Annotated in this window: 21 protein-coding genes; 6 read left to right on the forward strand and 15 right to left on the reverse strand. The window is 43.1% G+C overall.

Annotated elements, in window-relative coordinates; translation table 11 throughout:
- The first annotated feature begins 123 nt into the window (after positions 1–123).
- Positions 124–342, forward strand: a complete 219-nt coding sequence (locus AC51G0_RS29500; RefSeq protein ID WP_496303084.1) for a hypothetical protein — start codon at positions 124–126, stop codon at positions 340–342.
- Positions 343–423: 81 nt separating this feature from the next.
- Positions 424–966 (forward strand): YceB family lipoprotein, encoded by a 543-nt coding sequence (locus AC51G0_RS29505; protein WP_496303085.1) that lies wholly within the window; start codon positions 424–426, stop codon positions 964–966.
- 93 nt (positions 967–1,059) lie between these two features.
- On the opposite strand, the gene AC51G0_RS29510 is transcribed toward AC51G0_RS29505, so the two are convergent.
- On the reverse strand, positions 1,060–1,359 hold the full coding sequence (locus AC51G0_RS29510) for a hypothetical protein (RefSeq protein WP_496303086.1): 300 nt from the start codon (positions 1,357–1,359) through the stop codon (positions 1,060–1,062).
- Between the two features lie 232 nt (positions 1,360–1,591).
- Positions 1,592–2,740 (reverse strand): chromate efflux transporter, encoded by a 1,149-nt coding sequence (chrA, locus tag AC51G0_RS29515; protein WP_496303087.1) that lies wholly within the window; start codon positions 2,738–2,740, stop codon positions 1,592–1,594.
- A gap of 486 nt (positions 2,741–3,226) precedes the next feature.
- Between chrA and AC51G0_RS29520 the strand changes: the two genes are divergently transcribed.
- The gene (locus AC51G0_RS29520; protein WP_496303088.1) at positions 3,227–4,156 is read left to right on the forward strand and encodes a LysR family transcriptional regulator; all 930 of its coding nucleotides are present in this window, start codon (positions 3,227–3,229) and stop codon (positions 4,154–4,156) included.
- A gap of 88 nt (positions 4,157–4,244) precedes the next feature.
- Entirely contained in the window at positions 4,245–4,796 is a 552-nt protein-coding gene (locus AC51G0_RS29525) for an OmpA family protein (RefSeq protein WP_496303089.1), read from the forward strand.
- A gap of 38 nt (positions 4,797–4,834) precedes the next feature.
- Here AC51G0_RS29525 and AC51G0_RS29530 read toward each other — a convergent pair whose 3' ends face one another.
- Positions 4,835–5,941, reverse strand: a complete 1,107-nt coding sequence (locus tag AC51G0_RS29530) for a 1-acyl-sn-glycerol-3-phosphate acyltransferase (RefSeq protein ID WP_496303090.1) — start codon at positions 5,939–5,941, stop codon at positions 4,835–4,837.
- 273 nt (positions 5,942–6,214) lie between these two features.
- On the opposite strand from AC51G0_RS29530, the gene AC51G0_RS29535 reads away from it, so the two are divergent.
- Complete coding sequence (locus AC51G0_RS29535; protein ID WP_496303091.1) at positions 6,215–6,901, forward strand: AraC family ligand binding domain-containing protein; 687 nt, start codon at positions 6,215–6,217, stop codon at positions 6,899–6,901.
- An 89-nt stretch (positions 6,902–6,990) separates the two neighbouring features.
- Here AC51G0_RS29535 and AC51G0_RS29540 read toward each other — a convergent pair whose 3' ends face one another.
- Entirely contained in the window at positions 6,991–7,515 is a 525-nt protein-coding gene (locus tag AC51G0_RS29540) for a hypothetical protein (protein ID WP_496303092.1), read from the reverse strand.
- 48 nt (positions 7,516–7,563) lie between these two features.
- A complete protein-coding gene (locus AC51G0_RS29545) occupies positions 7,564–8,106 on the reverse strand; it encodes a nicotinate-nicotinamide nucleotide adenylyltransferase (protein ID WP_496303093.1) in 543 nt (180 codons plus the stop codon).
- A gap of 184 nt (positions 8,107–8,290) precedes the next feature.
- Between AC51G0_RS29545 and nadE the strand changes: the two genes are divergently transcribed.
- A complete protein-coding gene (gene nadE / locus AC51G0_RS29550; RefSeq protein WP_496303094.1) occupies positions 8,291–9,130 on the forward strand; it encodes an NAD(+) synthase in 840 nt (279 codons plus the stop codon).
- A 67-nt stretch (positions 9,131–9,197) separates the two neighbouring features.
- Here the strand turns inward: nadE and AC51G0_RS29555 are convergent, their stop codons facing one another.
- The 10 genes from AC51G0_RS29555 to AC51G0_RS29600 all read right to left on the reverse strand — a co-directional run bounded on the left by AC51G0_RS29555 (position 9,198) and on the right by AC51G0_RS29600 (position 18,698).
- Positions 9,198–9,713, reverse strand: coding sequence for a phosphohydrolase (locus AC51G0_RS29555; RefSeq protein WP_496303095.1), 516 nt, complete (start codon positions 9,711–9,713; stop codon positions 9,198–9,200).
- A 172-nt stretch (positions 9,714–9,885) separates the two neighbouring features.
- The gene (locus tag AC51G0_RS29560) at positions 9,886–10,059 is read right to left on the reverse strand and encodes a YoaH family protein (protein ID WP_128784579.1); all 174 of its coding nucleotides are present in this window, start codon (positions 10,057–10,059) and stop codon (positions 9,886–9,888) included.
- A 66-nt stretch (positions 10,060–10,125) separates the two neighbouring features.
- The gene (locus tag AC51G0_RS29565; protein ID WP_496303096.1) at positions 10,126–11,331 is read right to left on the reverse strand and encodes an NnrS family protein; all 1,206 of its coding nucleotides are present in this window, start codon (positions 11,329–11,331) and stop codon (positions 10,126–10,128) included.
- 163 nt (positions 11,332–11,494) lie between these two features.
- A complete protein-coding gene (locus AC51G0_RS29570) occupies positions 11,495–12,358 on the reverse strand; it encodes a DUF2861 family protein (protein ID WP_496303097.1) in 864 nt (287 codons plus the stop codon).
- 2 nt (positions 12,359–12,360) lie between these two features.
- Positions 12,361–13,026: a response regulator transcription factor gene (locus tag AC51G0_RS29575; protein ID WP_496303098.1), complete on the reverse strand. Its 666-nt coding sequence runs from the start codon at positions 13,024–13,026 to the stop codon at positions 12,361–12,363.
- A complete protein-coding gene (gene vxrA / locus AC51G0_RS29580) occupies positions 13,001–14,443 on the reverse strand; it encodes a sensor histidine kinase VxrA (protein ID WP_496303099.1) in 1,443 nt (480 codons plus the stop codon). Before vxrA ends, AC51G0_RS29575 begins: the two co-directional genes overlap by 26 nt.
- A gap of 175 nt (positions 14,444–14,618) precedes the next feature.
- Complete coding sequence (gene pntB, locus AC51G0_RS29585; RefSeq protein WP_496303100.1) at positions 14,619–15,992, reverse strand: Re/Si-specific NAD(P)(+) transhydrogenase subunit beta; 1,374 nt, start codon at positions 15,990–15,992, stop codon at positions 14,619–14,621.
- A 10-nt stretch (positions 15,993–16,002) separates the two neighbouring features.
- Complete coding sequence (gene pntA / locus AC51G0_RS29590) at positions 16,003–17,559, reverse strand: Re/Si-specific NAD(P)(+) transhydrogenase subunit alpha (RefSeq protein ID WP_496303101.1); 1,557 nt, start codon at positions 17,557–17,559, stop codon at positions 16,003–16,005.
- A 456-nt stretch (positions 17,560–18,015) separates the two neighbouring features.
- A complete protein-coding gene (locus AC51G0_RS29595) occupies positions 18,016–18,294 on the reverse strand; it encodes an HlyU family transcriptional regulator (protein WP_496303102.1) in 279 nt (92 codons plus the stop codon).
- Between the two features lie 212 nt (positions 18,295–18,506).
- Positions 18,507–18,698, reverse strand: coding sequence for a hypothetical protein (locus tag AC51G0_RS29600; RefSeq protein ID WP_496303103.1), 192 nt, complete (start codon positions 18,696–18,698; stop codon positions 18,507–18,509).
- Positions 18,699–18,943 lie beyond the last annotated feature (245 nt).

Below are 18,943 nucleotides of genomic sequence, written 5' to 3' on the forward strand. Positions count from 1 at the left end.
GTAATTGCGTTGTTTATTGCTAGCTCAGATTGAGCACCACCTCGAAATCATCAGATTCTAACTAATTGAAAGTAGATATATTTTCTATAATTTCATTATCACATTCATACTATCGGCATATCTATGAAACAAATAGTTATAGGTTCTATACTCTTCTTGATACTTAGTTCCTCAGCTGCAGTCATGGCAAAGAGCAAGAAACATGAACAATGTGTAAAAACTCAGGCCAAGATTGAAAAGATTCAAAGCAAAATGCGTCAAAAATACACCAATAAACAAGGCGTAAAGTATCGGAAAAAACTGGATGAGCTGTATAAAGAAGAATTTAAATATTGTTTCTGATTATTTTCCCAACTGAAGTGGCACAGTGTGGTTAGATTGCTGATACTTAAACGATATTAAAACAAATCCGGAAGGTTTTCAGTGCAGAAAATAATCACCTTGCTTCTTATAGTCTTCATGTTATCTTCCTGCGCTAGTTACAGCGTAACTGAAGGAGAGATTCAAGACTACCTGGATAGTCGTGCAACTTTTGAACGAACTGTTGGGATTAAAAGCTTAGCCTATGCAAACGTAAAATTTAGCGACATTAAGGTTGGTATAGGTAGAGTGTCAGATGATCGGGTCAATCTAGATGCAAAATCTCAAGCTAAGATCATGATTTCCGGCCAACCACAACAAGATATAGCAATCGACGTCAGTTTTAGTGCTGTGCCCTATTACGATAAGGATGAGGGTGCCATATTCCTCAACGATCTTGAAGTTGAATCACTGGAGTTGTCACCTGATGAGCTAACAAGTTTTGCCGGCAAACAACTTCTTACACCGATTGTTGAAATGGTTGGACAGTTTATTCTTACCCAGCCTGTATACCGCCTAGATAAAGAAGACGCTAAGCAATCGCTATTGAAAACAGCTCGACCTGAACTCTTGATCAAGAACCACTCGCTCGTTATTCAGATGTAATCCAAATCGTAAAAGGTTTGAGCCAATCCAAATCGCTTACCATAAATTTGGATTGGTTTAAATCTAGGGGTTCATCCTGAGCCCTTCCGTTACTTATTTAGGTTCTTTTTTCGACTGTTCAAGAAAGTTGGTCCCTGCTGCTTCATCAATAATATGAACAGCCCGCTCAGCTTCAAATGCTTTTTTCATGGCTTCTGCAGCATAGTCACGTACAGTTTTACCTTGTGTTGTAATAACCATAACGATGAGTAGCAATACCGTTAAAACACCCGAAGAAACGGTGAAAATCACTTTTCTGACTATACGCTTCTCTGATTGGCGTAATTCTTCCTGAATGAATTCAAGTACATCATAATTGGTGAGGTTCGGGCGAACCTTTTTTTTTACTGTCATTGGTGTGTTCTGAATATATAAGTAATAACAAGACAGTAGCAAGATAGACTTAACATTAGCTTAATCGTTTTGATAAGCAGAGCGGTTTATCCTAAAAAGCTCAATAATGCAGAATATTTATTTATATAACGAATACGGAACTGATGTTTTTTAAGGTTTTACGTCATAAAGTTATAGTGCGTTAGGTCAAATAAAAATAGCGGCCAACACAGCCGCTATGATTGATCAGTGATTAAAGGAAAAACTTATAGCCACTAAACAACAAAATCAGTAACCAGACAGGACAATTACGGTATTTAAGCAGGAGATAACCCACAACCACCGCGATTACATCGAAAACGGTCCCGACTGAAGTGAGCAAAACAGGCTTTACAAACGCACTTGCCAGCAACCCTACTACACTTGCATTAACCAGTAAGATTGATGACTTCAACCGACTATGGTTAACCAAGGCATTCCACGCAGGCAGGAATGCAAACAACAAAAGGCTTCCTGGCAAGAAAACAGCAATAGTGGCTACAAGGCTAGCTAATACAGGGCTATCAATCATTGCAGAAGCACCCAAATAACTTGCCATAGTAAACATAGGTCCAGGGACTAACTGAGCAGAGGCGTAAGCACTCAGAAAAGTATCTTTATCCACCATACCATCAAGCATTGGCTCTAATAAGGGCAACACGACATGCCCACCACCAAAGACAAAGCTACCAGCTTGATAAAAGACATTAAACAGTCCTAAAAGGTCTGACTGCCCTGCTGTCAGTGGCATCACCAGTAACAGCGTAATGAAAATGCCTAATATCACTATATTCGGCCGGATCAATGCATTTTCTGTTGAACGTCTTTGACCTGATCCTTCTTTAAACGATAACAGATAGCCGACCAGTGCCGCACAAAGAATCGGAAGTATTTGCCCAATTAAGCCTGAACTGAAATACACACTGGTAGCTGTCAAACCCGCAACACTCAGCGTCATCAAACTGGTCAGGTTCTTCTTTGCCATTCCCCATAAAGCATCAGCAACCACGACGACAGCCAGTAATTTTGCCGCCTGGATAATGGTATCAATGAAGGCAACATCATTGTATTGCTGATTTCCAATTGCTAACAATGTCAGTATCAAAAATGACGGCAAGGTAAAACCGACGAAAGCTGCAGCTGCCCCTAAGTAACTCGCCTTTTTGTAGCCAATATACATACCCAGCTGACTACTTGCAGGGCCGGGAAGAAACTGGCACAAAGCAACAGCATGGGTGAAATCCTGATCACTTAACCACTTCTTTTTTTGAACAAATTCTCGCTGAAAATAACCTATATGGGCTGCAGGTCCCCCAAAACTGTATAGACCCAAAACAAAGAACTGCCATAACACTTTAAACATAAAACCTCCTAATGAGGCTTCATCTTATTGCAATCAGCATAATTAATTAAATCGTTCAATTTAATCATACACATTAATTTTATTAATAATATGGAAGATCACTAATGATCAGCACAAAAAGCTAACCAAGCACTCAGCTGAAAGTTTATTACATTATGTGTCACCACATTGTTTACGGCAGGAAACTAGCTTTTAAGTGGTTGTATTTAAAGAGTTAATAAATTCATTAACGAGCGGGCTTTTCCAATGCTCAAGGCGCTGACCCAGAGAATATGCTAGAGGTGGTGTTATGGCGGGTTTCTTGTCTGATCTTAAAACATAAGAAAAGATCTAATTTTCTTCAAATAGAAAGCTTGCAGATCAAGAGATGTTGTCGTGAGAAAGCATCAAATTGCTAGTGACATTGTCACAGTGTGAAACCTTGCTTATTTACCAGTTAGTAATCAATGGTATACTTTATGTGTTGTTTCTTTACGGTTCTCCCCTATGCTAGAAAATCTTCAACAAATGGTTATCCTCGCGACTGTTGGCCACGAGCAAAACTTTACGCGCGCTGCAGAACGCCTTGGGATCTCAAAATCGCAAGTTAGTAAACAGATCCGCTTTTTAGAAGAGCGTTTAGGTTGTCAGCTGGTTCAACGGAGCACTCGTGCAGTTGCATTAACAGATATTGGTTTACAGTACTCTGAATATGGGCAGCAGCTACTTGATACTGTTAATGAAGCAGAAGCTATGGTGGCGGGTTACCGAAATGAGATTAAAGGTGTGCTTCGGGTTGGGATCGCGCAGTCATTTGGTAATGCTACTATTACTTCAGCATTGGCAGAGTTCCAAAAAGCCCATCCGGATTTAGAGCTAGAAGTAAGCTTATTTGATCACCGCCCTAACCTCCTAGAAGAAGGTTTCGATTGTTGGGTCGCTATTCACGAACATCCACCTGAAGGCATGGTGGCTCGTAAACTAGCTGACTGTAAATTTGTTGTGGTTGCATCACCTGCTTATCTTGAGCTGCATGGCACTCCTAATGTACCAAGTGATTTACGTAAACATAACTGCATTACCTACCAGAGCCGAGAAAGAAAATACGTTAACTGGGAATTTACCCGTGATGGTGTAAGACAATCTATCCGTGCAAGAGGCAGTTACCGTATCGATAACGCTCCTGCTGTTCTTGATGCTGCGCTCTCTGGACTTGGAATCGCCTATTTAGCTACTTACCTTATGACAGATGAACTTGAAACCGGCAAACTTATTCAACTACTGCCTGAATGGAAGGCTGATGTAGAACTGCCCATTTATGCTGTTTATCCGCGACGCAAATATCTCGCCCCCAAAGTACGTTCATTTATTGACTTCATGTCTGAACGTATGGCGGTGCCACCGTATCGTAATCCTAACCCTGTTATTGAACGATAAGCGAAACAGTACAATCTCAACTATACAGTTGTGATTCTAGGCAAATGTTCTAAACCTAAAGTAGTGGTTTCTAGCTTTAGGTTGACTGATGGCGTGCAACAATACCCCGTATCGTAGATTAATTCCGTTACTGCTAACTGGTCTTTTATTGGCAGGTTGCGGCAATGGAGGTGACAACGTCACTAGTAATGCTGCAGGTCAGCAATCTACGACCACAACCTCAGTTGTTCCAAATGCCAAAATACTGCTCACAGAAATACCCGAAATGCGGCAAACGCTCTATTTTGAAAAAGACAAATATGAGCTTAATGCCGTAAACCAGCTTCGGCTAGATCCTATTGCAGTAAGGCTCAGGCAGCACCCTGATAGCTTTATCGTGGTTGTCGGACACAGTGATGATAGTGGTAATGAAGAAGACAATGTGATCCTATCCTATGAACGGGCATTTAGCGTTGCAATATACATCTCATCTGTCTTTGGTGTCGAAGAAGAAAGAATTCAGATTGTAGCGGCAGGAAATAGCGAGCGGATAGCACAAGGTTCGACGGAAATGGAAAGACGACAGAATCGGCGGGTTGAAGTGCTCTCTCCCAAAGCAATTGTTAGAACACTGAGTGCGACTCCAGATCCTAGGTATTAGTTAGGCAGCAGATATAGCACCTGCTGCCTACGTATTATTTACTGTTTTTTTACTGCCGGGAATGCGTACATTTTCTTTAGAATGTTAACGACACCTTCCGGCAAATCAGCCAATTTTTCAGAAAAGCGTGCTTTCTCTGCGTCTGTTGCAGATTCATGCTCTTGATTGGCCGCAATGTAATTTGCTGGGAAAAGGTGGTAGTTCTTCGTGATCTGGCGATCAACTTCTTCAGCTAGTTCTTCCGGCGCTTCAAATGATGATTTGATCACCTCACCAAAACTCACATGAATCCGTCGCTTCTCGCCAACAATACCCTTAATAATACTCTCAATATCTTCAAACTCGCCTTTTTCATAGGTGCCTGATGTTTCTTTTTCATACAGCTCTTTAGCTTTAGCAACGTCGCAAGGATCATTTTCATAGGAAATGGCGACAGGGACGATATTCAAACCCGCCATGAACTCACTGAAAGACTGCTTACGCTTTCGTCCTTCCATATAGAACATCTTCAGAATTGCCGGATCGGTTCTATCATTGCCATCTTTTGCCCTTCCTTCTTTTTGTGCAATCCAAATTGAATTACCCGTTTCCAGGGAGTGGCTAATATAGCTTGAAAGCTGGCCAAGGTTTTTCATCATCTCACGTGGCCCTTTCGACGAACGCTTAACAATAAAACTTTTATTCAGGCGCATTAATTCAGTTGCGCAAGGCTTTTTCAGCAGATTATCGCCAATGGCAATACGAACTGTACTGAATTTATGTTCAAACAAACACCAATTAACCATCGCAGGATCCATCGCGATATCACGGTGATTTGAAATAAATAGGTATGATTGGTTCGGGTCAAGCTTATCCAGGCCGCTATTAGTGACGCCGTCACAAGAGTGAGTAATGGTTGCATTCATATATTTGGCAACCTGTAACTGAACATCTTCTACGGTCTTGACGCTTGACCATTTCTTGATCAAAAAGCGTTTAATCAACGGGATCAATAACCAGCCTAAAAGGCCTGACAACTGAGGAAAACGATAATTTAGGATTGCTGTAGTAAATTCCTTATCGTTTACAAGGCGTTCAATCGCACCACTTACTTCGTCATCGTTATATGGACGAATCTCTTTATAAATATCGTTATCTGTTTGCACAATTATGCTTCATATAAAATAAAAACCGCGACATTTTACGCAGATTTATCAATTTGCCCAATGACATGACGCAACAACTTGAGTGGTTGGAGGTCATACCACGTGAATATGTATAGATTTCAGACAGATTAACCTATTTTTAGTAAACATGTCTGTTGTTAGAGTAGCAATTCTAGCTAAAAAAGCGCCAAATATTATGGTTAATGGCCTCAGTTATTGACGGTTTGCCTAAAACAGAACAATATGTGCGTGCTTTTTTGCTAGAGACTTACTATGAAACAGGCTATAGAATTTTCACACAACGTTCAGAACTACCTACACGTCGGCTCTCGCCGCAAAAGTCATACATCTTACATGATTGTTGTCACTGAAGGCTCTGCGCTTGTCCGGCTTGGTAAGCAAGAATTTTTGGTCACAAAAGGTACTGGCTTCTGGCTCCCTTTTGATTGCCTGCATGCGCTCACCGTACTACCAGGTACTCAGTATGATAAAGTCGAGTTTTCTACGCGCTTAACCACTCCGGTATGTAAAGAAGCCGGCTTTTTTACTGTTACTTCTTTAATGACAGCTCTACTAAAGGAGCTGCGCTATGAGGCGAAGAAAAGTTCACCTCTTTGCTTGAACGAGCCAGCAGGAAACCTGATGCGCGTAATGGCTGATCAGGTTGCGACACTCAAGGTGAAAACAAATTCACTCTGCCCAGCTTTGCTCAATGACTACAACCCTCATCTAAGCAAAATGCTAAATGGTGACAAGGTAACTGATAAATCTGCTTTAGGAGCAATATCAGAACTCATTGGATTTTCAACCAATGAATTTGAAGCATGTATCGTGATGCGTGAAGCACTTAAGCTATCACGCTCTGGCCGTAAGCTAGAACAAATTGCAAACACTCTTAAGACTTCACCGGAAGCCATCTCAGCGCTGGCTAAACCCATACTAGGGCAAGAATTAGCATAAACCATGCAATACATTAAGCGGCGCTAATGCGTCGCTTAATGATACATTTTACTAGATGCCGGGTTCTTGTTGCTGAAGAGGAGTTTTTGTTACTGGAAAGGAATTTCAACTTGTAAGTATATATCGTCAAGGTTCTCATCATGCCAACGATAATCAACTCTAACCCTTGGTGAACGGCCATCTTCACCGCCGACACCAAAACTCATTTGTAAACCGTGATTTTTAATCCATTCCTGCGCATCATCAATGGTCAGGATATCATGATCCTCATATTTATCAGGCATCCAAACACCTAGACCATAAAATACGGTAGCGTCGGATTTAGACGACAATACCGGTGAATCACTTGATCCCGTCCAATCATCCCAAAAATCACTTTCTGGCTTGCCATCCTGCTCCCATCCTTGATTAACATCCTGGTTCGGCTGGGATTCATATGACGCATCGACACTAACGAGAGAGCACGAAGTTGCATACGTTTTCTGTTCTTCAGCCGTCAGGCCGGCTAACTGGCTTGCGGTAAACTGTTCGCATGGCATCGCCCAAACATCCCATGCGATAAAAGAACTGGCTATGAAAGCATAGGTATAAAATTTTTTCTTACAACTACTCAAACTTAAGCCTTTCGATACCAAAAACAGTGACAAGCTTACCCGTGAGAGTTACTGGTCTCCACTATATTCATGGAAGCAATAACGCGCTCGGTCTTTAAGCATTCTAGCGACTTTTGCCGTTGTTAAGTGTGAAATAGAACGCTTCTTGACAATATTATCACGTATTTTTGTGCTTCTGACGTTGACAGTCTCTGGACAGGCCAAAATCTGCCATTTATTTAGTATTTCTTGAGATTTGTAGAACTTCGCAAAGTTAAGAAAATTGTCTGGCCCAACTACAAACGTAAACTCAGCACCGGGTATCCGCGCTTGCAGCTCGCTAAGCACAGCAAAGGTTGTGATCGGTTCATTCCCGACAGCCATCTCTTGTTCTAAACGTGACAGCTCCAAGTTAGGCAAGCCCAGATCATCGATAAAGGCTTCTACCAGCTCACAGCGGGCATCATAATCGATCATCACTTTACCCCATGCATGGGCATAACTAGGTATAAGTAAAACGCGATCAAAGTGATGCAACCGCTCTAGCACGGATTTATGCCCCAAACTAGGTGGGTTAAATGCGCTACCAAACACGGCAATTGATGCTGTCATGACTAGAATGCCCCTTTTTTATACCGATTTATCATTAATTTGGTTTTATTGTTAGTTCAGGATTGATCCTGTCCTAGAGTTATCGCATGATTTTGCCAAAGGTTTAATGCAAAACCCTTTTTTTTTTGCATTCAGTTGAGCTAATTGATTAGAAACTGGGCAACGCCCTGAGGATTCATTCACTATGGAACAGCTTATTCGCGCTGAAATGCGCGTTTTACCAAAAATTGATGTCGATTTTGAAATTCAGCGCCGTATCAGCTTTATTCAGCGCAAGCTGAAGCAAGCCAACTGCAAATCCCTTGTTCTTGGGATCAGCGGTGGTGTTGACTCCACACTGTGTGGACGATTGGCTCAGCTGGCTATCAACAGGTTGAATGACGAAAGTAATTCTCAAGATTATCAATTTATCGCAGTACGCTTGCCTTACGGTGAGCAGCACGATGAAGATGAAGCGCAATTGGCCCTTTCTTTTATTAAACCAACCCACTCAGTTAGCGTGAATATCAAAGACGGTGTTGACGGTACGCACGCAAGTACTCTGAAGGCACTTGAAGAAGGAACAGACCTGCTTCCTTCATGTCACGCCAAGATTGACTTTGTTAAGGGGAATGTAAAAGCGCGTACCCGTATGATTGCCCAGTATGAAATTGCCGGCCTTGTGGGGGGCATGGTACTGGGTACAGACCATTCGGCTGAAAATATCACAGGCTTCTATACCAAGTTTGGTGATGGCGCTTGCGATCTGGCACCTTTATTCGGCTTGAACAAACGTCAGGTCCGCCAGCTTGCAGCGGCACTGGGGGCTCCTGAATTGCTAGTCAAAAAGGTACCCACTGCCGATCTGGAAGAACTGGCACCGCAGAAGCCCGATGAACATGCACTTTTAGTAACCTACGATCAGATTGATGACTTCCTGGAAGGCAAGCCTGTCGAGACTGAAGTCGCAGAACGCCTTGTGGAAATTTACCAGGCAACACAACACAAGCGCCAGCCAATCCCAACAATCTACGACGAAGAGTAACCCTCAATGTTCAAAAGGGGCCATAGGCCCCTTTCTTACAAACGATCTGCTCTCTCAAGCCATTCCGTTACGATGCTTCGGAGTACTTTAATAAGTTATCCAGTTCCCACCAAATTGCCTCGCAGAGCCCTTGACGGTACACGGCCTTTTTAAAATTCGGATGCTCTTGCTGATACAAATTAAAGTATTTCTCTGTACTCCGTAAACTTGCTCTGACATTAGCAAGACGGTCACATGCTTTTACAATTAATGCAATTCTGGCCGCTTCTTCATCAATATCAAGGGAAGCCAAACGATGGTTGACTTCGACTTTCCTGGACTTCCTGTCTTCAAGCTTACCATCACTCATATAACCAACCGCATCAGCGACCAAATAGCCAAAATCAGCTGCCAGTTCATCAATACTAGTTTCAGTATCTTCAACAACATCATGTAGCTGTGCGACAATCATCGCATCAGTACCAAATGGACTAGCTAACCGTGAGACCGCTTCGAGGTGGACATAATAAGGAACAGCACCATACATCTGATCTTTGTGTTTAGCTCGAGCAAGTGTACGTGCTTTCAGGTAACGGTTATTCATCCTGCCCCCTGTTCAAAAGCCCTTATAAATACCTAACTTCTTTATTCTATTTCAGCATCTGAGTGTTTGCTAAGGATAGATATAACAGTTGAGATTTATCGCACATTTTGATGAAAAAACAGGCACCTCTGGTGCCTGTTTTCTTGAGAGGCTGATAACTAACCGCAGTTAGTTATTGTTCTGCTTCACTCTGTGCCGCTTGCTTTTTTGCTTCAGCTTCACGAATTTCGTTAGCAACAATCATAATTGCTTCTCCACTGCTGATACCCTGGGCCATCAGTTCGTGGATTTTATCAGCAGCCTTCTGCTGCTGTTCGTGAGTTAATGTAGGCACGTTGTTAAACATAACTGTAAATTCTACTCTACTAAAGGGAGCGTTATTTTAGGGATAATCCGCAGAGTTGTCACCTATTTATCCCGGACGGCCATCCAAACGAGGTTTCGTCAAGATTGGATAGTACACCACAGTGAAAATCATAAATGCCACCGCCCACAGTACGGCTGAAATAATATAGCTATTGAGCATCATTGTGGGAAACAACATCAGCACAACGGTACGAATCAGAGCCGAAGCCATTAAGATTACAAAAGCCGCTACCATGATACGACCAATTTGTAAGCTGCGCCCTGTATGGCCTAATGAAACACGGGCAATCATTGCAAGGATCATGCAACCAATACCGCCAACCGTTATGAAATGAAGCGCGACACTGTAACCTATTACACCAGTCTGAAAATGAATAGCGAGCAATAACATGCCGAGGATCATAAACATATAAGCAAAGTGCAATAGCCACAGCAAAGGTGTCTTCAGTGTCGAAACCGTGCGCCAGCGTACAAATCGAATTAAGTGGAAGAACCCGGTCGCAGCAAGCAATATTGGTAATGTGATTTGGCTGATTGACTCAGGGATCGGTAGCAGGACATTCACAAGCAGAAGCCAGCTTGGTATTTGAGCACTTAGTTCAATCCATTTAACCCGCGTGATCTGCTCTGTATTTGTTCCGCGCCATGTGAAAAATGGGATCACCCTGCCTCCAACAACCAGGACAATTACAGATATTACCATCACTGACATAAATGATACGGACCGTAGATCACCTTCACCTACGTTCAGTGCTATCAGGTGAAATCGAATATTGAGATACGTTAAAATCAAAATCAGTGGAGCGAAGAATAAATTGTTCCATTGCTTTCGAATAACAATCGGCTTGGCAAGAAAATAGGCCGCTAAAGGCATCCAAACCAAATCAATCGCCATCAATATGATGCTTGGACTACCGACTAATAAACCCACTCGGGCAATCAACCAGAATATAAATATCGAAGCCAGCTTCCAGCCTCTAACCCCCGGGTTTCCTGTCCAGTTCTGAACAGCCGTTAACAGAAAACCGACAATTATTGCGCCAGCAAAACCAAATAGCATCTCATGGCTATGCCACCACAATGGGTTGCCATACATCAGAGCACTGAGATTAACGCTCCCAGACCAAAATAAGGCCCATAGCAACATTGCGACAACCGAAAATGCACTGGCCGCAAGAAAAAAGGGACGAAAAGCTAAGCGAAAAACAGGAATGATCCGTTGTTCTTTTTCACTATCAAGGATCTGCATCATAGGGGAAACCTACATCAACTTCTAAACATGCATTGATAATACACCTTAAAAGATACAATTGAAATACATCTTTATAAGTATCCCCTGCAATATTAAGGAAATATATCGATATAGAGCAAAAACCGTGTGGTAACCATAGCCCTAGTCTGTACTTAACTATAGTTTACAAACCAGGATAATCGACAGGCCTAGTAATGGTCTGAATATCTAATACTGAAATATCTCCCTGCCAGCGACTTTCAATCAGCCCTACACTTAGCCAGTAACGACCATCCGGCACATCTATCTTGGGTAGTGTCGTCGGCAACCTGCCATCAACGTCTTCGGTCCATAAAGGGGTCCAGGTAGTATCATTCAAATCGTAAATACTCATCGAGAGTACCGCCGATGGACACGCAGGATCAGGTAAACGTCCCTGCTCTATTCGCCAATTTTTACTGTCTTTCCAACCAATTCGCTGTTTAACCGCAGGTTCAGTCAGCAAAATCCAATGGTTGAAGCTTTCCTCACCGTCAGTATTAATTGTTAGCTGGTATAAGCCAGCGCCAATTGGTTTTTCGAGGCGACGGGTTTCAACGGCAAAATAGCCGCCATCCTCAATACTGGGTGCATTGGAAATGATGTCTTCGTTTGGCCATCGGGTGAGTTTTATTTCAGCAATATTAGCTTGAGAGACGCCAGTAATCGACAATTTAAGCATTGTCTGATTTAAGTTCTGAATAACTTCACGTTCTATCGCTAAGTTAGGTATCCAAGCTGGCAGCACCTTTTGCGCCAGGCTTCGTCCGCAATCTTCCGTGATAGCCAATTTAAACAACGCGTTGAGATTGTTTTGTTGATCACTGTTCGGCTCCTGCTGCCAGGCCTGAACCATACTGTCGAAACTTTCGGACGTCTTCCCTTCAAGCAGCCTTTGATGTGCGACAGTATATAAATCTTGGCCTGTAAACCACTTGGCAGCCACACTCGGTGTCACTAACACCGAGTGAAGCAATAACAGTGAGCTGGTAAGCGATATCTTGTTCATCACTAAGAAGATTTCATCCGGTAACCTACACCGCGTAACGTTTCGATCTCGATCCCAGATAGTTTCTGCCGCAGCTGAAGGATATGGGTGTCAACAGTACGCGTTGTTGGGTAATGGTTATAACCCCATACTTGATCAAGCAGCTCATCACGGGTAAATACCCGGCCAGAGTTTTTGGCAAGGAAAACAAGCAACTCAAACTCAGTACGAGTGAGTACAACAACATCGTTACCTTGTCTAACTTCTCGACTATCAAGGTCAATATCTATGTTGCCCGCTGAAATCACATTGGCAACTGGCACATCTTCTGTACTGGTGCTGCGTAAGTGCAGTCTAATTCTTGCTAGCAGCTCCTCTTCGGCAAACGGCTTCGTTAGGTAATCTTTTGCTCCCGAGTCGAGACCAACAACTTTATCTGAAACAGACACCATTGCAGTCAGCAAAATAACGGGAACATGCTTAATCAAGAGCCAGTCGTGCAAATAGTCCAACGAGTCACCTTCCGGTAACTGGCGATCCAAGACGACCAAATCGGCATTTGGCCATAAATCAGCTACCTTAGTCGCACAATCTGCGTACAGGCATTCATAGCCAGCGTCTTTCAAGCCCTCGAGTAAACCATCGGCAAGGTTGCGGTCATCTTCAACCAGAAGCAGAGTTTGATTCACACGGTATCTCCAAAATAAATGTTGTAGGAGGGCCTTCAAGTCTCATCCGCCCTCCCATTCTACGAATCATCGATTCAACAATTGTAAGACCAAGCCCCAAGCCTTTTTCGCTCACAAAGGGCTTCCTTAATCTTGCCCAGTCCTTCGAACCAAGCGATCCATTGTCTTCAACCCTTACAATCAGTTTTCCATCACGGAACGATGAAGTTAATGTTGTCGGCGTAGTGCCATACTTCTGGGCATTAGATAACAAGTTATCAATACAGGTACCCAGCCAGTAAATATTCACGTTTACAGATCTGTCTTCACTTAACTTCAAGGACACATCTTCATAGGGTTCACTTAAATATTCAATCCACTCATTGAATGAATCAACTTGCTGAACACTCAGCTCCTGCTGGTTCGCCTGCAAATAGTCTTTGCTGGCTTCAGCAAGCTGGCGTAATCGCCGTGAGTCTTCAGTCAGTCGCCTGAACTCATCATATAGACTTTCAGGCAAAGCATCAAAGTGACGCCTGAATCCTTCTACGGTCATTGCCAAACTAGCAATCGGTGTACGAAGCTCATGGGTTAAAATTTGCAGTACTAGCATCCGCTCCTGCATCGCACGGCGACGAATACGTAATCGGTAAACACCCCAGCCGATCAGCAATGCGACATTAGCCACTAACAATCCAACCAACAGGTAGAATGTCAGGTGTGATTTATCTTCTTCTTGCCAGCAAATGTTCCCGCTTTTGACTAAACAGAAATCAGCCTGGTTCAATCGGCTAAAGTTAATATCATACTTATTCAGAGCAAAAGACCAGGTCGGCTGGTCATAAACATGATATTCGTTGCCATTTCTTATCCAGAGCTCACCATTTGAGATAAATGCCTCCGCCCCCACGATATACACCTGGATTTCATCACTGCTCATCCGTTGCAATCGGCCAAGAATCGTATTGGTTGGCGATAACGGCCGCTCCTGGATATGCAGATATCCATCGAGAAGTTCAGCCGCCTCAGGATGTTTCTCCAAATAACGAGAGGCATAGCTGCCACCGCCTGGATGAATATAACCAGAACGAACAAACCACCCCTTCGGTAATGCGGTGTTATTACATATTGCGCGGGTAAACACGACTGGCTGTGTAACAAGAGGGCTCACAGGCCATGGGCCTTTACAACTAATAGCGTTGTTATACAGTCTTTTTAATGACTTAAGCGGATAAGCGGCTGACTGCGGCAATAAGCTAGATGGCAACAGCAAGGGATTAGGAAAACGGCTTTGTAGCTGTCGAAAGTCGTATGTGGCTAAAGGCTCACTGTTGAGCAGCTCTGAACGCACCGCGCTTAGACGATCGGGTAAGTTATCAACTGAGGCGAAACTTACCCCGGAAATCAACAGCGAAAATAATAAGACATACTTTTTCATAAGCAAAGTGTATCACTCAATTCCAGCCTAATGTCAGAAAATTGTCATTAGTTTAAAGCGGTTAGAATTGATATTCACATATGTTATTAAAAAATCTGTCTTAGCTGTTGTTAAATTAGCAAAAAAAAAAGGGAGCCAAATGGCTCCCTTCAATATTTATATCATTATGCCGTCATTAGATATGTTCAAGGATCTTATTACAAGACTCTTTCGCATCACCGAATAGCATCTGTGAGTTATCTTTGAAGAATAATGGATTCTGAACGCCAGCATAACCTGGGTTCATAGAACGCTTGAATACAATAACGTGTTTTGCATTCCATACTTCTAATACTGGCATACCTGCGATTGGACTGTTTGGATCTTCCATCGCTGCTGGGTTAACCGTATCATTCGCGCCAATAACCAGTACTACATCAGTTTCTGATAAGTCATCATTGATCTCGTCCATTTCAAGCACGATATCATAAGGTACTTTTGCTTCTGCAAGCAGTACGTTCATGTGACCTGGCAGACGACCCGCGACAGGGTGAATACCAAAACGTACATCAACACCTTTTTTGCGCAGCTTGTCAGTGATCTCGTGTACTGGGTACTGAGCCTGTGCTACTGCCATACCATATCCTGGTGTGATAATAACAGATTTCGCATCACTCAACATTTCAGCAACTTCTTCAGCAGAAGCTTCACTGTGCTCACCGTAATCTTGGTCGGAAGATGCAACAACGTCAGTACCAAAACCGCCAGCAATAACACTGATAAATGAACGGTTCATCGCCTTACACATAATGTAAGAAAGGATTGCACCTGAAGAACCAACCAGCGCACCAGTAACAATAAGCAAGTCATTTGCTAACATGAAACCTGCTGCCGCGGCTGCCCAACCTGAGTATGAGTTAAGCATCGAAACAACAACTGGCATATCAGCACCACCGATTGAAGCAACCAGGTGATAACCAAATGCAAACGCAATCAGCGTTACGATAATTAGCGCAGTTGTTGAGCCTTCGACATTGACAAAATACATCATCAGTAGGAATGAAACGACTACTGCAGCTAGGTTAAGCTTATGGCGATGAGGAAGCATCAATGACTTAGAATCAATAATACCGCGTAATTTACCGAAAGCTACAATCGAACCAGTGAAAGTAACGGCACCGATGAATACACCCAAGAAAATTTCCACTAGGTGAATATTCAACATTGCGCCAGTTAGCTCGCCGTGATCGAAGAAGGTGTTGAAACCAACTAGAACAGCCGCAAGACCAACGAAGCTGTGCAAAATAGCAACCAGCTCTGGCATCTCGGTCATTTCAACCTTCTTCGCCAGATAGAGGCCAATCGCGCCACCAATGATCATTGCTAGAATAATCCAGCCAGCACCTTGAGCTTCAGGGCCAAATATTGTCGCCACAAGCGCGATAGCCATACCGGCCATGCCGTAGTAGTTACCTGAACGTGCGGTTTCCTGCTTAGATAGTCCCGCAAGAGACATGATAAATAGCACAGCAGCAACGATGTATGCCGCCTGTACGATTCCTGCAGACATGTGTTACTCCTTACTTATCTTTACGGAACATTTCAAGCATCCGCTTGGTAACAAAAAAGCCACCAAATATGTTGATACTTGCAATTAGAACGGCGATAAATGCCAGGAAGGTAACGAAGCCTATCCCCTGACCAACCTGCAACAATGCACCAACAATGATGATGCCCGAGATTGCGTTAGTTACTGACATTAGAGGCGTGTGAAGTGCATGAGTAACATTCCACACAACGTAGTAACCCACAACACAAGCCAGTACGAAAACCGTGAAGTGTGCAAGGAATTCTGCAGGCGCGTAGCTCGCGAGCCATCCAAATGCAGCAATACCCGCAGCCATGATTCCGTACTTCTTAGCTGGCGACGTAGGCTCTTCTACCACTTCAACAGGTGCCGCTACTTCTTGAACAGGCTGCTGTGGCTGAGCGGACACCTTAATTGGTGGCGCAGGCCAAGTCACTTCACCTTCTTTAATTACAGTCAGGCCACGTAACACTTCGTCATCGAAGTTGATATCGATGTTACCGTCTTTTTCTTTGCAAAGAAGTTTAAGCAGGTTAACTAGGTTAGTACCGTATAGCTGAGAAGATTGCGTAGGTAGGCGACCGACCATGTCGGTGTAACCAATAATCTTCACACCGTTTGCGGTAGTGATAACTTTGTCCGCTTCGGTGTAAGCACAGTTACCACCATTAGCGGCGGCAAGGTCAACAATTACACTGCCCGACTTCATTGAGTCAACCATTTCTTTGGTGATCAATTTTGGTGCCGGACGGCCCGGGATCAGTGCGGTAGTAATGATGATATCAACATCTTCAGCCTGCTCGGCGTATAAACGCTCTGCAGCCTTGTTGAAATCATCTGACATTTCTTTCGCGTACCCATCACCTGTGCTGGTATCTTCCTTGAAGTCAACTTCGAGGAATTCTGCACCCATCGATTCAACCTGCTCTTTTACCTCAGGACGAACGTCAAAAGCACGGACGATAGCACCTAGGCTACCTGCAGCACCGATAGCGGCAAGACCGGCAACACCGGCACCAGCTACAAGTACTTTCGCAGGTGGAACTTTACCCGCTGCCGTAATTTGACCTGTGAAGAAACGACCAAATTCGTGGGCCGCTTCTACAACAGAACGGTAACCAGCGATGTTAGCCATCGAACTCAGGGCATCAAGTGCCTGAGCTCGTGATATACGCGGCACTGAGTCCATCGCCATCACATTGATGTTCTTACCTGATAATTTCTCTAGCAACTCAGAATTCTGAGCTGGCCAAATGAAACTGACAAGGCTTGCGCCTTCTTTAATCAAGTCAAATTCATCAACACCCGTTTCATCGTTTACCTGCGGCGCATTAACTTTCAGAATAAGATCTGACTGCCATACTTCCTCAGTTGAAACGATAGTCGCGCCCGCAGCTTCAAAAGCTGCGTTGTCGAAACTTGCGTGAATACCAGCATTTTGCTCAATCGCAACGCTGAACCCCATTTTTAAAAGCTGCTCAACCGTTTTAGGTGTCGCAGCCACTCGCGTTTCATTAGCGAGTATCTCTTTTGGCACACCAATCTGCATTATTATTCCCTGAACATTGGCAAAGAAGTAACATTCTTGTATCCAACCCACAAAGTAATATCAAGTACTTTGTAGGAATAATACAAAACTTTCCAACATATGCGTTGTTATTTACAATGAATGTTACCTTCTAACAGAAATAAAAGAACGTTTATAACACCTGGACAGAGGTCAAACCACGAATAAAATTAACAAAATACGAGCTAAAAGCTGCATAAATCGCCAGCCCATTCAAGCCTAACCAATTAATCGTCCAAAACAGCCCCCTGATTACTCAGAATGGCTGTTAAAAACACATCAAGAAAAGATATTGTCGTGAAGCTCTATTGGCGTACTGCAACCTATCTGTCCCTGACGAATCTTGCTTAAGTAAACTACTTCCCAATAGTTTTACCTGCCTGGTGAGAGTAGAAGTCAGCCAACGGCAGGTACTGGCCTATTCTTAACCCTAAAAAATTAACGAAACATGCTGTCGCCAGTCTGATCAATGAACATCTTGGCTTTGTTCAACATAAATGATTCAGCGTCTTGTTTCGATGCAAGTAAGTCTGAGCGAATAAATGTATGAGTCTTCATCTCTCCATCAATTTGCTTGCAAATTCGGCCGGCAATACGAAATTGCCCACCTTCAGCGATAGGCTCTGGGTAAATCAGATACCCTTCATACTCCACAGGCTCCGCTTCAACAACTTTGCTTTCTTTATCTAATCCAAACAATTTTGAGAAAAAACCCACTTAAATTATCTCCGTGGCTCATACACATACATGGTCATAATGCCATATTCTTATAAAGAAAAATTAAACCAAGATTAAAATATGGCAAAAAAGTTCAATAAAAAAGATGGATTTGGCAACATACCAGCAACATGTCAGATAAGTAAAATTAAAGAATAAAAAAACGCCGGCAGATGCCGACGTTTTTTAATGTCCATTGTTCAGAATATCTGCTATCGGTAGAGACCGATATCCTTCTGTAGGTGAGCAGGTAGATCAGAAACATTGTATTGTTTTGGGGATTTTGAACTACCGAAAATGATATCCAATGCGTGTGCAATCAATCCTTTGATGTTAACCGCATAGGCTTTTCTATCCATTGCGGTAGGAGTTGCGATGGTATCAAAATTCATTGCCTGTGCCATGATTGCCTCTCGTTTGATTTATTTTTGAACTGAGGCAATCTTAACTGCTTATTTTTCCTTCCAAAAATGACAATATTTCCATTTCAAGATTAGTTTTTATAATGTGTTAAGGCTTGGTTAAGATCGCAAGTTTCTCTCTATTTAAACCTGCGTTTTTCATGCATAAATACCCGCTAAAACGCCCTTAAGATGCTTCTTTGGCATAGGCTTGCATTCCTCTTTGGTTTTGTATAACAATGGCGTAA

The organism is Photobacterium sp. HL06 (genome assembly GCF_059552575.1).

What these genes read in the sequence shown, in the direction of transcription:
- AC51G0_RS29520 (WP_496303088.1), top strand. Translation starts at nt 3,227, where the DNA reads ATGCTAGAAAATCTTCAACAAATGGTTATCCTCGCGACTGTTGGCCAC.
- AC51G0_RS29545 (WP_496303093.1), bottom strand. Translation starts at nt 8,106, where the DNA reads ATGACAGCATCAATTGCCGTGTTTGGTAGCGCATTTAACCCACCTAGT.
- vxrA (WP_496303099.1), bottom strand. Translation starts at nt 14,443, where the DNA reads ATGAAAAAGTATGTCTTATTATTTTCGCTGTTGATTTCCGGGGTAAGT.
- AC51G0_RS29570 (WP_496303097.1), bottom strand. Translation starts at nt 12,358, where the DNA reads ATGAACAAGATATCGCTTACCAGCTCACTGTTATTGCTTCACTCGGTG.
- AC51G0_RS29525 (WP_496303089.1), top strand. Translation starts at nt 4,245, where the DNA reads ATGGCGTGCAACAATACCCCGTATCGTAGATTAATTCCGTTACTGCTA.
- pntA (WP_496303101.1), bottom strand. Translation starts at nt 17,559, where the DNA reads ATGCAGATTGGTGTGCCAAAAGAGATACTCGCTAATGAAACGCGAGTG.
- AC51G0_RS29560 (WP_128784579.1), bottom strand. Translation starts at nt 10,059, where the DNA reads ATGTTTAACAACGTGCCTACATTAACTCACGAACAGCAGCAGAAGGCT.
- chrA (WP_496303087.1), bottom strand. Translation starts at nt 2,740, where the DNA reads ATGTTTAAAGTGTTATGGCAGTTCTTTGTTTTGGGTCTATACAGTTTT.
- AC51G0_RS29565 (WP_496303096.1), bottom strand. Translation starts at nt 11,331, where the DNA reads ATGATGCAGATCCTTGATAGTGAAAAAGAACAACGGATCATTCCTGTT.
- AC51G0_RS29510 (WP_496303086.1), bottom strand. Translation starts at nt 1,359, where the DNA reads ATGACAGTAAAAAAAAAGGTTCGCCCGAACCTCACCAATTATGATGTA.
- pntB (WP_496303100.1), bottom strand. Translation starts at nt 15,992, where the DNA reads ATGTCTGCAGGAATCGTACAGGCGGCATACATCGTTGCTGCTGTGCTA.
- AC51G0_RS29535 (WP_496303091.1), top strand. Translation starts at nt 6,215, where the DNA reads ATGAAACAGGCTATAGAATTTTCACACAACGTTCAGAACTACCTACAC.
- AC51G0_RS29555 (WP_496303095.1), bottom strand. Translation starts at nt 9,713, where the DNA reads ATGAATAACCGTTACCTGAAAGCACGTACACTTGCTCGAGCTAAACAC.
- nadE (WP_496303094.1), top strand. Translation starts at nt 8,291, where the DNA reads ATGGAACAGCTTATTCGCGCTGAAATGCGCGTTTTACCAAAAATTGAT.
- AC51G0_RS29600 (WP_496303103.1), bottom strand. Translation starts at nt 18,698, where the DNA reads ATGGCACAGGCAATGAATTTTGATACCATCGCAACTCCTACCGCAATG.
- AC51G0_RS29500 (WP_496303084.1), top strand. Translation starts at nt 124, where the DNA reads ATGAAACAAATAGTTATAGGTTCTATACTCTTCTTGATACTTAGTTCC.